Annotated in this window: 13 protein-coding genes; 9 read left to right on the top strand and 4 right to left on the bottom strand. The window is 56.7% G+C overall.

What is annotated here, in order from left to right; translation table 11 throughout:
* Nucleotides 1-77: 77 nt before the first annotated feature.
* The 3 genes from uvrD (at nucleotide 78) to corA (ending at nucleotide 3,544) form a co-directional block, all read left to right on the top strand.
* Nucleotides 78-2,240 carry a DNA helicase II gene (uvrD, locus tag ACMYSP_RS11625; RefSeq protein WP_434586888.1) on the top strand — a complete coding sequence of 721 codons (2,163 nt, stop codon included), beginning with the start codon at nucleotides 78-80 and terminating at the stop codon, nucleotides 2,238-2,240.
* Nucleotides 2,241-2,388: 148 nt separating this feature from the next.
* Entirely contained in the window at nucleotides 2,389-2,445 is a 57-nt protein-coding gene (ysgD, locus tag ACMYSP_RS11620) for a YsgD/CorL family protein (RefSeq protein WP_350028775.1), read from the top strand.
* 148 nt (nucleotides 2,446-2,593) lie between these two features.
* Nucleotides 2,594-3,544 carry a magnesium/cobalt transporter CorA gene (gene corA / locus ACMYSP_RS11615; RefSeq protein WP_123758105.1) on the top strand — a complete coding sequence of 317 codons (951 nt, stop codon included), beginning with the start codon at nucleotides 2,594-2,596 and terminating at the stop codon, nucleotides 3,542-3,544.
* A 50-nt stretch (nucleotides 3,545-3,594) separates the two neighbouring features.
* On the opposite strand, the gene rarD is transcribed toward corA, so the two are convergent.
* Both rarD and yigI read right to left on the bottom strand, forming a co-directional pair.
* Nucleotides 3,595-4,488, bottom strand: a complete 894-nt coding sequence (gene rarD / locus ACMYSP_RS11610) for an EamA family transporter RarD (protein WP_434586887.1) — start codon at nucleotides 4,486-4,488, stop codon at nucleotides 3,595-3,597.
* A 49-nt stretch (nucleotides 4,489-4,537) separates the two neighbouring features.
* Nucleotides 4,538-5,002 carry an acyl-CoA thioesterase YigI gene (gene yigI / locus ACMYSP_RS11605; protein WP_154145220.1) on the bottom strand — a complete coding sequence of 155 codons (465 nt, stop codon included), beginning with the start codon at nucleotides 5,000-5,002 and terminating at the stop codon, nucleotides 4,538-4,540.
* A 156-nt stretch (nucleotides 5,003-5,158) separates the two neighbouring features.
* Here yigI and pldA point away from each other — a divergent pair, with 156 nt between their 5' ends.
* From pldA to rhtC, 3 genes are all read left to right on the top strand, one after another.
* Nucleotides 5,159-6,031, top strand: coding sequence for a phospholipase A (gene pldA / locus ACMYSP_RS11600; RefSeq protein ID WP_434586886.1), 873 nt, complete (start codon nucleotides 5,159-5,161; stop codon nucleotides 6,029-6,031).
* Between the two features lie 67 nt (nucleotides 6,032-6,098).
* A complete protein-coding gene (gene recQ, locus ACMYSP_RS11595) occupies nucleotides 6,099-7,925 on the top strand; it encodes an ATP-dependent DNA helicase RecQ (protein ID WP_434586885.1) in 1,827 nt (608 codons plus the stop codon).
* 84 nt (nucleotides 7,926-8,009) lie between these two features.
* The gene (rhtC, locus tag ACMYSP_RS11590; protein WP_123758102.1) at nucleotides 8,010-8,630 is read left to right on the top strand and encodes a threonine export protein RhtC; all 621 of its coding nucleotides are present in this window, start codon (nucleotides 8,010-8,012) and stop codon (nucleotides 8,628-8,630) included.
* A 45-nt stretch (nucleotides 8,631-8,675) separates the two neighbouring features.
* Here rhtC and rhtB read toward each other — a convergent pair whose 3' ends face one another.
* Nucleotides 8,676-9,296, bottom strand: a complete 621-nt coding sequence (rhtB, locus tag ACMYSP_RS11585; protein ID WP_434586884.1) for a homoserine/homoserine lactone efflux protein — start codon at nucleotides 9,294-9,296, stop codon at nucleotides 8,676-8,678.
* Between the two features lie 109 nt (nucleotides 9,297-9,405).
* Here rhtB and pldB point away from each other — a divergent pair, with 109 nt between their 5' ends.
* From pldB to ACMYSP_RS11570, 3 genes are all read left to right on the top strand, one after another.
* Nucleotides 9,406-10,398 (top strand): lysophospholipase L2, encoded by a 993-nt coding sequence (gene pldB / locus ACMYSP_RS11580; protein WP_434586883.1) that lies wholly within the window; start codon nucleotides 9,406-9,408, stop codon nucleotides 10,396-10,398.
* Nucleotides 10,399-10,464: 66 nt separating this feature from the next.
* Complete coding sequence (gene yigL, locus ACMYSP_RS11575) at nucleotides 10,465-11,265, top strand: sugar/pyridoxal phosphate phosphatase YigL (RefSeq protein WP_434586882.1); 801 nt, start codon at nucleotides 10,465-10,467, stop codon at nucleotides 11,263-11,265.
* A gap of 88 nt (nucleotides 11,266-11,353) precedes the next feature.
* Nucleotides 11,354-12,253: a carboxylate/amino acid/amine transporter gene (locus tag ACMYSP_RS11570; RefSeq protein ID WP_123758098.1), complete on the top strand. Its 900-nt coding sequence runs from the start codon at nucleotides 11,354-11,356 to the stop codon at nucleotides 12,251-12,253.
* Here ACMYSP_RS11570 and metR read toward each other — a convergent pair.
* Nucleotides 12,141-13,094, bottom strand: coding sequence for an HTH-type transcriptional regulator MetR (metR, locus tag ACMYSP_RS11565; protein WP_434586881.1), 954 nt, complete (start codon nucleotides 13,092-13,094; stop codon nucleotides 12,141-12,143). The genes ACMYSP_RS11570 and metR overlap by 113 nt on opposite strands.
* Between the last annotated feature and the right edge of the window lie 89 nt (nucleotides 13,095-13,183).

The following is a 13,183-nucleotide window of genomic DNA, read 5'->3' as shown; positions in this document are numbered from 1 at the left end:
CACCACTAGTTCTGTATATATTAACAGTATGCCCGGTAGACCTTGCGTGACCGGGCAGCTCTTTTCCGGCGGTGCCAATGGACGTTTCTTACCTGCTCGACAGCCTTAATGACAAACAGCGCGAAGCCGTTGCCGCTTCGCGTACCAATATGCTGGTTCTGGCTGGAGCGGGCAGCGGTAAGACGCGTGTCCTGGTACATCGTATCGCCTGGCTGCTGAGCGTGGAAAACTGTTCGCCCTATTCGATTATGGCGGTGACCTTTACCAACAAAGCGGCAGCAGAGATGCGTCATCGTATCAGCCAACTGATGGGAACCAGCCAGGGCGGTATGTGGGTCGGCACGTTCCACGGACTGGCCCACCGGCTGCTGCGGGCTCACCATCTGGATGCTAACCTGCCGCAGGATTTTCAGATCCTCGATAGCGAAGATCAGCTGCGTTTGCTGAAACGTCTGATTAAAGCCATGAACCTCGACGAGAAGCAGTGGCCGCCGCGTCAGGCAATGTGGTACATCAACGGCCAGAAAGACGAAGGGCTACGCCCGCATCATATTCAAAGCTACGGTAACCCGGTTGAGCAAACCTGGCAGAAGGTCTATCAGGCCTATCAGGAAGCCTGCGATCGCGCCGGTCTGGTGGATTTTGCCGAACTGCTGCTGCGTGCGCACGAGCTGTGGCTCAACAAACCGCATATTCTCCAGCACTACCGTGAGCGCTTCACCAATATTCTCGTCGATGAGTTTCAGGATACCAACAACATCCAGTACGCCTGGATTCGCCTGCTGGCGGGCGACAGCGGTAAGGTGATGATTGTTGGCGATGACGACCAGTCGATCTACGGCTGGCGTGGCGCTCAGGTAGAGAACATCCAGCGCTTCCTTAACGACTTCCCCGGTGCAGAAACCATCCGCCTGGAGCAGAACTACCGTTCGACCAGCAACATCCTGAGCGCGGCGAACGCCCTGATTGAAAACAACAGCGGGCGTCTGGGCAAAAAACTGTGGACCGACGGCGCCGATGGCGAACCGATCTCGCTCTATTGTGCCTTCAACGATCTGGATGAGGCGCGCTTTGTCGTTAACCGCATTAAGACCTGGCAGGAGAACGGCGGGGCGCTGGAGCAGTGCGCGATCTTGTATCGCAGCAACGCCCAGTCGCGCTTGCTGGAAGAGGCACTGTTACAGGCCAGCATGCCGTACCGGATCTACGGCGGTATGCGCTTCTTCGAACGTCAGGAAATTAAAGATGCGCTGTCGTATCTGCGCCTGATCGCCAACCGCAACGACGACGCGGCCTTTGAGCGTGTGGTGAACACCCCGACGCGCGGCATCGGCGATCGTACGCTCGACGTCGTGCGTCAGACCTCGCGCGATCGCCAGCTCACGTTATGGCAGGCATGTCGTGAACTGCTGAAAGATAAAGCCCTGGCCGGTCGTGCCGCCAGCGCGTTACAGCGCTTTATGGAGCTGATTGATGCCCTGGCGCAGGAAACCGCGGATATGCCGCTGCATGTCCAGACCGACCGGGTGATTAAGGATTCCGGCCTGCGGATCATGTACGAGCAGGAGAAAGGCGAGAAGGGCCAGACCCGTATTGAAAACTTAGAGGAACTGGTGACGGCAACGCGCCAGTTCAGCTACAACGACGAAGACGAAGATTTAATGCCGCTGCAGGCATTTCTTTCCCACGCCGCGCTGGAAGCGGGTGAAGGGCAGGCGGATACCTGGCAGGACGCGGTACAGCTGATGACCCTGCACTCGGCGAAAGGTCTGGAATTCCCGCAGGTATTTATCGTCGGTGTGGAAGAGGGGATGTTCCCGAGCCAGATGTCGCTGGATGAAGGCGGCAGATTGGAAGAAGAACGTCGCCTGGCCTACGTTGGCGTGACGCGGGCGATGCAGAAGCTGACCCTGACCTACGCGGAAACCCGTCGGCTGTACGGCAAAGAGGTCTACCATCGTCCGTCGCGTTTTATTGGCGAGCTGCCGGAAGCCTGCGTGGAAGAGGTGCGTCTGCGCGCGACGGTGAGCCGTCCGGTCAGTCATCAACGCATGGGAACGCCAATGGCGGAAAACGATACCGGCTACAAGCTGGGCCAGCGGGTTCGTCATCCTAAGTTCGGCGAAGGTACCATCGTCAATCTGGAAGGGAGCGGCGAACACAGTCGTTTGCAAGTGGCGTTCCAGGGGCAAGGTATCAAATGGCTGGTGGCAGCTTATGCACGGCTGGAAACAGTGTAACATTAAGAAAAATATCGTTTTTTTGTAATTATCTGCTAGCCTTATATGCTAAAGGGCAGGATTTGCTCTTTAGCGTTCCGTTGCGTGTTGACGCCGTTTTTGCGCTGGCGTAACATGCGCGCACGATTACGCTAAGAGGACATTCGCCTTGGACACACCCAGTAGATGCTGGCTCAACTTCCTGTCCGTCAGGAACAACTCCTAAGGCTATCCTCTTATGCTGATAGCCTTAGCGGTTGTCAGCGACCCGTCATACCCGTCGCTCTGAGTCAGGCTTAATGGTCTGAAACCCAAATTGTTTCTGTGTGCCCACCGAACTGTCCGATAATTTTTTTGCATTGGGAGTCCCGGTCATGCTGAGCGCATTTCAACTGGAAAATAATCGTTTAACACGCCTGGAAGCGGATGAAATAAAGCATCTCGCCAGTTCGGTGTGGGTCGATCTGGTGGAGCCAGACGACGATGAACGAAGCCGCGTACAGACGGAATTGGGTCAGAACCTGGCAACCCGCCCGGAGCTGGAAGACATCGAAGCATCGGCGCGTTTCTTCGAAGACGAAGACGGTTTGCACATTCACTCATTCTTCTTTTTTGAAGATGCCGAAGACCACGCCGGTAACTCCACCGTGGCGTTTACGATTCGTGAAGGGCGTCTGTTTACCCTGCGCGAGCGTGAACTCCCCGCGTTTCGTCTCTATCGCATGCGCGTGCGTAACCAGCTAATGGTTGATGGCAACGCCTATGAGCTGCTGCTGGATCTGTTCGAAACCAAAATCGAACAGCTGGCGGATGAAATCGAAAACATCTATAGCGACCTGGAAAAACTCAGCCGCGTGATTATGGAAGGCCGTCAGGGTGATGAGTATGACGATGCGCTTTCGACGTTGGCGGAACAAGAGGATATCGGCTGGAAGGTTCGCTTGTGTCTGATGGATACCCAGCGAGCGCTGAACTTCCTGGTGCGTAAGGCACGTTTGCCGGCGGGGCAGCTGGAGCAGGCGCGTGAGATCCTGCGCGATATCGAATCCCTGCTGCCGCACAACGAATCGCTGTTCCAGAAGGTCAACTTCCTGATGCAGGCGGCGATGGGCTTTATCAACATCGAGCAGAACCGCATCATCAAGATCTTCTCGGTGGTCTCGGTGGTCTTCCTGCCGCCAACGCTGGTGGCCTCCAGCTACGGGATGAACTTCGAGTTTATGCCGGAGCTGCACTGGAGCTTCGGTTACCCGGGCGCCATTGTCTTTATGATGCTCGCCGGCCTGGCGCCGTATCTCTATTTCAAACGTAAAAACTGGCTGTAGATTGTCAGAGGCCCGGATAGCGGCAGCGCCGCTGCCCGGGCATCATACGATTATCCCTTGCGTAAGCGGCGCTGGGTATACAGCGCATCGACGATAAACACCGCCAGCGCAATCCAGATAAAGGCGAAGGTCACCATCTTATCGGCCCCCGGCACTTCCCCGTAAAACACCACTGCCAGCAGGAACATCAGCGTCGGACCAATATACTGGAAGAAGCCCAGCGTAGAGAGCCGCAGGCGGGTGGCGGCGCCGGTAAAGCACAGCAGCGGAATGGTGGTAACAACCCCGGCCGCCATCAGCAGCAGATTCAGTGACCACGGGTTTTGCCCCATATGGCTGGTTGGGCTATCGGCGATAGCAAACAGATACAGCGCCGCCACCGGTAACAGCCACAGAGTTTCAACCAGCATGCCGGTTTGCGCGTCGACGGCGATCTTTTTACGCAGCAGCCCGTAAAAGGCGAAGCTAAAAGCCAGCCCCAGGCCGATAATCGGCAGCGAACCAAAGGTCCACAGCTGGACCAGCACGCCGCAAAGCGCCAGCAGGACCGCCAGCCACTGCATCCGGCGGAAGCGCTCGCCGAGGAAGATCATCCCCAGCACAATATTCACCAGCGGGTTAATAAAGTAGCCCAGGCTGGCCTCCAGCATATGGTGGTTATTCACCGCCCAGATGAAGAGCAGCCAGTTGCCGCCAATCAGCACCGCCGACAGCGCCAGCAGAAACACCTTCCGCGGCGTATGCAGCAGTTTCTTCACCTGCGGCCACTGGTGGCTGAGGCTGATCAACGCCAGCATGAAAAAGAACGACCAGATCACGCGATGGGTCAGGATTTCATCGGCGGGAACATAGTAGATAAGTTTGAAATAGGCTGGTGCGATGCCCCAGATAAAATAGGCGGCAAGAGCCAGAATAATCCCCAGCCGCGTTTGTTTTGCATCCATCAGTAGAATCCGTTACGCCAAAACAACGATGTTACTTTATTTAGCGCGCTCAACCCACCATATACGTTGCCGTGGCGCTGGCGATATAAACCTGCTCTTCGTTGTGCAGCTCTACCCGGGCCACCGCGACTTTGTTGCCGGCGCGCAGCAGGCTGCTGGTGGCGGTAAAGTGCTCGCCGCGTCCGGGACGCAGATAGTCAACGCGCAGGTCGATGGTGCCCATACGCGACAGGCGCTGGCGTAACTCTTCTTCGTTAATCGTGTCGTGTCGGGTCAGAGTACTGCCCACACATACCAGCCCGGCAGCGACGTCCAGCGCCGAGGCGATAACGCCGCCGTGCAAAATGCTTTGCGCCCAGTTGCCCACCATCATTGGCTGGTTTTTAAAGCTCAGCTGAGCAAACTCTTTTTCGTAACGCTCTAACTTCAGGCCTAAGGCGCGGTTGAAAGGCATGTGGTCGACAAAAATTTCGCCTACCAGCTTAAGGGCGGCTTCGGCAGTAAGTTCAGACATGACGATGATATCCATTCGTTAATGAGATGTTGATTTTATGCTTCTAAAACGGTGATTACCACTTTCAGAACGGATAACCAGGCAGGGCAGCCATAAACAGGTAGAATGGGTTCGGGGTAAAACAGAAATAAAAATCACTCAATCAGGAGAACAGCAATGCGTATCTCTTTGGCCTGGCTGCTGGCGCTGGGTGCGCTTCCGGCAGGCGTTTTGGCGCAGGACGCGCCGGTTAGTCGTCCCGTTCACGATACACCAGCGGTGCGCGGTAGTATTATCGCCAACCTGTTGCAGGACCACGACAACCCTTTCTTATTGTATCCCTATGAGAGCAACTATCTGCTCTATACGTGGAGCAGCGATATCAACAAGGAAGCGATCTCCAGCTATGACTGGGCGGAGAACGCCCGCAAAGATGAAGTGAAATTCCAGCTCAGCCTGGCCTTCCCGCTGTGGCGCGGGATCCTCGGCGAAAACTCGCTGCTGGGGGCCTCCTATACGCAGAAATCCTGGTGGCAGCTCTCTAACAGCAAGGAGTCGGCGCCGTTTCGTGAAACTAACTACGAACCGCAGCTGTTCCTGGGCTTTGCGACGGATTACCAGCTGGCGGGCTGGACGTTGCGTGATATCGAAATGGGTTACAACCATGACTCGAATGGCCGTTCTGACCCGACCTCTCGCAGCTGGAACCGCCTGTATGCTCGCCTGATGGCGCAAAACGGTAACTGGCTGGTGGAGGTGAAGCCTTGGTACGTCGTCGGCAGCACCAACGATAACCCGGATATCACCAAATATATGGGCTATTACCGCCTGAAGGTTGGCTACCAGCTCGGCGACGCGATTCTGAGCGCCCAGGGGCAATATAACTGGAACACCGGTTACGGTGGCGCCGAGCTGGGCGTGAGCTATCCGATCACCCGCCACGTGCGTTTCTACACCCAGGTCTACAGCGGTTATGGCGAATCGCTCATTGACTATAATTTTAACCAGACGCGTGTTGGCGTCGGTGTGACGCTCAACGATCTGTTTTAATCGTTGCACTCTGGCTCATGGGCGCTGAAAATAGCGCCTGTTTTCTTTTCAGGCAGATGGGGTCAACGTGGCGCAGGCGGAAGTATTGAATCAAACAGTGCTGGCAAAGCAGGTTTTACAGGAAACCTTCGGCTACCAGCAGTTTCGCCCTGGCCAGGAAACCATTATTGATACGGCGCTGGGCGGGCGTGACTGCCTGGTTGTCATGCCCACCGGTGGCGGTAAATCGCTGTGCTATCAGGTGCCTGCACTGGTACTGGGTGGCCTGACGGTGGTGGTATCGCCGCTGATCTCGCTGATGAAAGATCAGGTCGATCAGCTGCTGGCGAACGGTGTGGCCGCCGCCTGTTTGAACTCGACGCAGAGCCGCGAACAGCAGCAGGACGTGATGGCGGGCTGTCGCAACGGCCAGATCCGCCTGTTGTATATCGCCCCTGAGCGATTGATGCTGGATAACTTCCTCGAGCATCTCAGCCACTGGAACCTGGCGATGCTGGCGGTGGATGAAGCCCACTGTATTTCCCAGTGGGGGCATGACTTCCGCCCGGAGTATGCCGCGCTGGGCCAGCTGCGTCAGCGCATGCCGCAGATCCCGTTTATGGCGTTGACGGCGACCGCCGATGACACCACCCGCCGCGATATTGTACGCCTGCTGGGGCTGAACGACCCGCTGATTCAGGTCAGCAGCTTCGATCGCCCCAACATCCGCTATATGCTGATGGAGAAGTTTAAACCGCTCGATCAGCTGATGCGCTACGTGCAGGACCAGCGTGGCAAATCGGGCATCATCTACTGCAACAGCCGTTCGAAAGTGGAAGATACCGCCGCCCGTCTGCAAAGCCGGGGTATCAGCGCGGCGGCCTACCATGCCGGGCTGGAAAACGACATTCGGGCGGACGTGCAGGAAAAATTCCAGCGCGACGACCTGCAAATTGTCGTCGCGACCGTTGCCTTCGGCATGGGGATCAACAAACCCAACGTCCGCTTCGTGGTGCACTTCGACATTCCCCGCAATATTGAGTCCTATTACCAGGAAACCGGGCGCGCAGGGCGTGATGGCCTGCCGGCGGAAGCAATGCTGTTTTACGATCCGGCCGATATGGCATGGTTACGCCGCTGCCTGGAGGAGAAACCCGCCGGGCAGCTGCAGGATATTGAACGGCATAAGCTCAACGCGATGGGCGCATTTGCCGAAGCACAAACCTGCCGCCGTCTGGTGCTGCTGAACTATTTTGGCGAGGGGCGTCAGGAGCCGTGCGGTAACTGTGATATCTGCCTCGACCCGCCGAAACAGTATGATGGCCTAATGGACGCGCGTAAGGCGCTGTCGACCATTTACCGCGTGAATCAGCGCTTCGGGATGGGCTATGTGGTTGAGGTGCTGCGCGGGGCCAATAATCAGCGCATCCGCGAGATGGCCCATGACAAGCTGCCGGTATACGGCATTGGTCGCGATCAGAGTCACGAGCATTGGGTGAGCGTGATTCGCCAGCTGATTCATCTCGGTCTGGTGACGCAAAATATCGCCCAGCATTCGGCGCTACAGCTGACCGAAGCGGCCCGCCCGGTACTGCGTGGCGAGGTGCCGCTGCAGCTTGCCGTTCCGCGTATCGTGGCGCTCAAACCGAAGGCAATGCAAAAAACCTTCGGCGGCAACTACGATCGCAAGCTGTTCGCCAAGCTGCGCAAGTTACGCAAGGCCATTGCCGACGAAGAGAATATTCCGCCATACGTCGTGTTTAACGACGCGACGCTGATTGAAATGGCCGAGCAATCGCCGATCACCGCAGGTGAGATGCTGAGCGTCAACGGCGTGGGTACGCGGAAGCTGGAGCGTTTCGGTAAAGAGTTTATGGCGCTGATCCGCGCCCATGTCGATGGTGAAGATGAGTAGTCAGCCGGACAAAAAAGTGTCAGGATAGTTTCGGTCTTCACTATATTCCTGCTAGTAAAATTGCCGATAGATTAGGGTTCAATCATGCTGATGCTTTTCCTCACCGTCGCGCTGGTGCATATCATTGCGCTGATGAGTCCAGGTCCGGACTTTTTCTTTGTTTCGCAGACCGCCGTCAGCCGCTCTCGTAAAGAGGCGATGATGGGCGTGCTGGGCATTACCGTGGGCGTCATGGTCTGGGCGGGCGTGGCGCTGCTTGGCCTGCACCTGATTATCGAAAAAATGGCCTGGCTGCACACCATTATTATGGTCGGCGGCGGCCTGTATCTGTGCTGGATGGGGTATCAGATGCTGCGTGGTGCGCTGAAGAAAAGCGACGTCACGGCGGCGGAACCGCAGGTTGAACTGGCCCGCAGCGGGCGCAGCTTTCTGAAAGGGCTGCTGACCAATCTCGCCAACCCGAAGGCGATCATTTACTTCGGTTCCGTGTTCTCGCTGTTTGTCGGGGATGATGTTGGCGCGGGCGAGCGCTGGGGCATTTTTCTGCTGATCGTCCTTGAAACCCTGGCCTGGTTCACCGTCGTCGCCAGCCTGTTTGCGTTACCGACCATGCGTCGTGGTTATCAGCGAATGGCGAAATGGATCGACGGTATTGCCGGTACGCTGTTTGCCGGTTTCGGTATTCATCTGATCATTTCACGTTAAGTGCAGACTTTCCCGGTTTGCATCAGGCAAACCGGGACGTACTTCTCAGGCATGGCGTGCGGAAGCCAGCAACGCCCCCACCAGCATAAATAACGATCCGAACACCTTGTTCAAGGCCTTCATCTGTTTTGGACCTTTAATCCATGCCGCAATCCGCTGTGCCAGCGTCGCGTAGCCAATCATGACGATGATATCCACCACGATGGTCGTGACGCCCAGCACCAGATACTGCATGAGCTGGGGCTGATCCGGCGTGATGAACTGAGGGAACAGCGCGGCCAGGAAGACAATGCTTTTCGGGTTGGTGAGGTTGACGAACACCGCGCGCTGGAACAGTTTCCCGCGTGTTTGTGCTTTCGCCAGGGTGTTGAGGTTGAGCGAACCTGCTGCCCGCCACTGCTGAATACCCAGCCAGATAAGATAGGCTGCCCCGGCCCATTTCAGCACTTCAAAGGCCAGAACCGAACGGGAAAACAGCGTTCCCAGCCCAATCCCGACCAGTACGATATGAATGGCCAGCCCGGCCTGCAAACCGGCAATGGAGGCGGCCGCGCCACGGTAGCCATGGTTGATTGAGGTGGTCATGGTATTAATCGCCCCGGATCCCGGTGACAGGCTGAGAATGATAGATGTCAGCAGATAGGCGAACCACCACTCGAACGTCATGAGAAACTCCCTGATTGTCTGTTTTTATGCCACAATACGCTATTGTGTAAGCATTGTCTGATGCGCGATAAAAAAACGATTTTCAGTGGTTAACAGGGGTGTAAACCCGATGTTCAAGCAGCAAAAGGAGTGGGACACGCGAGAAAACGCGTTTGCGGCTTTTACGATGGGGCCACTCACCGATTTCTGGCGTCAGCGGGAAGAAGCGGAATTCAGGGGCGTAGATGATGTCCCGGTTCGCTTCGTGCGCTTTTGTGCCAAAGATAACGATCGGGTGGTGGTGATTTGCCCGGGGCGTATTGAAAGCTACGTAAAATACGCTGAACTGGCTTATGACCTGTTCCACAGCGGCTTTGACGTGATGATTATCGATCATCGCGGTCAGGGACGTTCCGGACGCATCCTCAACGACAGCCATCGCGGCCACGTGGTGCGCTTTAGCGATTATGTCGACGATCTGGCTGCGCTCTGGCAGCAGGAAGTCGCTCCCGGTCACTGGCGAAAACGGTTTATACTCGGCCATTCGATGGGGGGCGCGATCGCCACGTTATTTTTGCAGCGTCATCAGCCGCATTGCGACGCGATTGCGCTGTGTGCCCCGATGTTTGGTATTGTCATGCGTTTCCCTGACTGGATGGTGCGGCATATTCTCGACTGGGCTGAGGGCCATCAGCGCATTCGGGAAGAGTACGCGCTCGGTACCGGCCGCTGGCGGGCATTGCCCTTCTCCGTCAACGTGCTGACGCACAGCCGTCAACGCTATCAGCGTAACCTGCGATTTTATGCTGATGAACCGCAGCTGCGCGTCGGTGGGCCAACCTACCACTGGGTACGTGAGGGCGTGCTGGCCGGCGAAGAAGCGCTGGCGGGCGTTGAGAAAGACGCCACCCCGACATTGTTATTGCAGGCTGAAGAAGAACGGGTTGTCGATAACCGCATGCACGAGCGCTATTGCGAACGTCGTGCCGCAGCAGGTCATCCCTGCGAAGGTAATAAGCCACTTGTCATAGAAGGGGCATACCATGAGATCCTTTTTGAAAAGGACGCCATGCGCTCAGTCGCGCTGAATGCCATCGTCGATTTTTTCAGTCGACACAATTAGAGTCTGCCAGGTCAGGCTCTTAATCCGGCGAAATGCTCGTCGCCCTGCTTAGAGGTTAAAATTTTTATGTACCAGGTTGTTGCATCTGACTTAGATGGCACGCTGCTTTCTCCCGATCACTACTTAACCCCCTACGCAAAAGAGACGCTGCAGCTGTTGACCGCGCGCGGTATCAATTTTGTCTTCGCTACCGGTCGCCATTACATCGATGTCGGGCAGATTCGCGATAATCTCGGTATTAAATCCTACATGATCACCTCCAACGGCGCGCGCGTGCACGATAGCGACGGGCAGCAGATCTTTGCGCATAACCTCGATCGCGATATCGCGGCCGATCTGTTTGAGATGATGCGTAACGACCCGAAAGTAGTGACCAACGTCTACCGTGAAGATGAGTGGTATATGAACCGCCATCGTCCGGAAGAGATGCGCTTTTTCAAAGAAGCGGTCTTCAACTACAAGCTCTATGAAGCGGGCGAACTCGATCCGCAGGGGATCAGCAAAGTGTTCTTCACCTGCGAAGATCACGAGCACCTGCTGCCGCTGGAGCAGGCGATCAACGCGCGATGGGGCGATCGCGTCAACGTCAGCTTCTCGACCCTGACCTGTCTGGAAGTGATGGCCGGCGGTGTGTCTAAGGGGCATGCGCTGGAAGCGGTCGCCAAAATGCTCGGCTATCGTCTGAAAGACTGCATCGCCTTTGGCGATGGCATGAACGATGCGGAAATGCTGTCGATGGCTGGCAAAGGCTGCATCATGATGAATGCGCACCAGCGGCTGAAAGACCTGCATCCGGAGCTGGAAGTGATCGGCAGCAACGCCGACGACGCGGTGCCGCACTACCTGCGCAATCTCTACCTCGCCTGATATGGATTGACGACTGTTCTTTTATTGTTCAGTTGTCAACCGAACTCTCCGCTACAATGAGTGCTCTTCTTCCTGAGAGACATTCATTGTGGCGCTACTGATTATCACCACTATCCTGTGGGCCTTTTCCTTTAGCCTGATAGGCGAATACCTGGCGGGTAGCGTCGATAGCTACTTCTCCGTGCTGATGCGTGTAGGACTGGCGGCGCTGGTGTTCCTGCCGTTTCTGCGCACCCGTGGGCAATCGCCGCGGACCATTGTGCTCTACATGCTGGTCGGCGCGATGCAGCTGGGCATCATGTATCTGCTGGCTTTCCGCGCCTATGTGTACCTGACGGTCTCTGAATTTCTGCTGTTTACCGTCTTCACGCCGCTCTATATCACGCTGATTTATGATCTGATCAGCGGGCGTAAGCTGCGCTGGGGATACCTGCTGAGCGCCGGGCTGGCGGTGCTGGGCGCGGCGATTATTCGCTATGACAAAGTGAGCGATCATTTCTGGACCGGCCTGCTGCTGGTTCAGCTGTCGAACCTCAGCTTTGCTATCGGCATGGTCGGCTATAAGCGGCTGATGGAGCTGCGTCCGATGCCGCAGCATAATGCCTTTGCCTGGTTCTATATGGGCGCGTTGCTGGTGGCGGTGGCGGCCTGGCTGATGCTCGGCAACCCGCAACGGCTGCCGACCACGACGCTACAGTGGAGCGTGCTGGTGTGGTTGGGCGTGGTGGCGTCGGGACTTGGCTACTTTATGTGGAACTACGGGGCGACGCAGGTGGATGCCGGCACCTTGGGTATCATGAACAACGTGCATGTGCCGGCCGGGCTGCTGGTTAACCTCGCCATCTGGCAGGAGCAGCCTCACTGGCCGAGCTTTATTATTGGTGCTCTGGTGATCCTGGCCTCACTGTGGGTCCATCGCCGTTGGGTCGCTCCGCACTCCGGACAAACGGCAAATGATCGCAAGCGTGGTTCCGCGCTGAGCGAATAAACGCTTCGGTCACCGGCTGACGCTGCTCGCCGTCGCGCACCGCGGCGTACAGTCGGCTCCACAGTCCTTCGCCCAGGGTTTTGGTGACCACCAGACCCTGGCGCTCAAAACTTTCTACCACCCAGTGCGGCAGGGCAGCGATGCCCATGCGTGCTGCAACCATCTGAATCAACAGCAGCGTATTGTCGACGCTCTTCAGCTGCGGGCTGATCCCGGCTGGCTGCAGGAAATGGCGCCAGATATCCAGGCGACCGCGCTGAACCGGATAAATCAGTAGCAACTCTGTCGCCAGGTCCTCCGGCGAAATGCGGGTTTTCGCTGCCAGCGGATGCTCCGGCGCGAGGACCAGACGCACTTCATAATCAAACATTGGCGAATAGTGCAGGCCGCTGCGCGGCAGGATATCGGAGGTCATTACCAGATCCAGCTCGCTTTGCTGGAGGGCCGGCTGCGGGTCGAAGGTGACGCCAGAATGGAAATCCACTTCGACCTGTGGCCAGCGGGCGCGGAAATTCTCCAGCGCCGGAGTGAGCCACTGAATACAGCTATGGCACTCGATGGCGATGCGCAGGCGTGTTTGCAGCGGTTCGTGGCAATCCTGCAGCGCGCGAGTGATTTGCGGCAGCACCTGATTTGCTAGCTGCAGCAGGATTTCTCCCTGCGGCGTGAAGCGCAGGGGCTGACTTTTACGCACAAACAGGCGGAAGCCAAGGCGTTGTTCCAGATCGCTGAACTGGTGGGACAGGGCGGACTGGGTTTGATGCAGGGCTGCCGCAGCGCCTGCCAGCGACCCGCTGTTCCGCAACGCCTGTAGCGTTTTCAGGTGTTTAATTTCGATCATGAAAGTCCTTCACTTCGGCATGAAAATGTTGCGCTTGAGGAAGATACAGTAACCTTCAATTATGGATGTGTAAACATCTGGACGTCTAA

The sequence above is a fragment of the Klebsiella sp. R390 genome (assembly GCF_051131745.1).
Taxonomy (GTDB): Bacteria; Pseudomonadota; Gammaproteobacteria; order Enterobacterales; family Enterobacteriaceae; genus Klebsiella.
The sequence above is the reverse complement of the archived record's forward strand: the minus strand, read 5'-3'. Positions and strand labels throughout refer to the sequence as shown.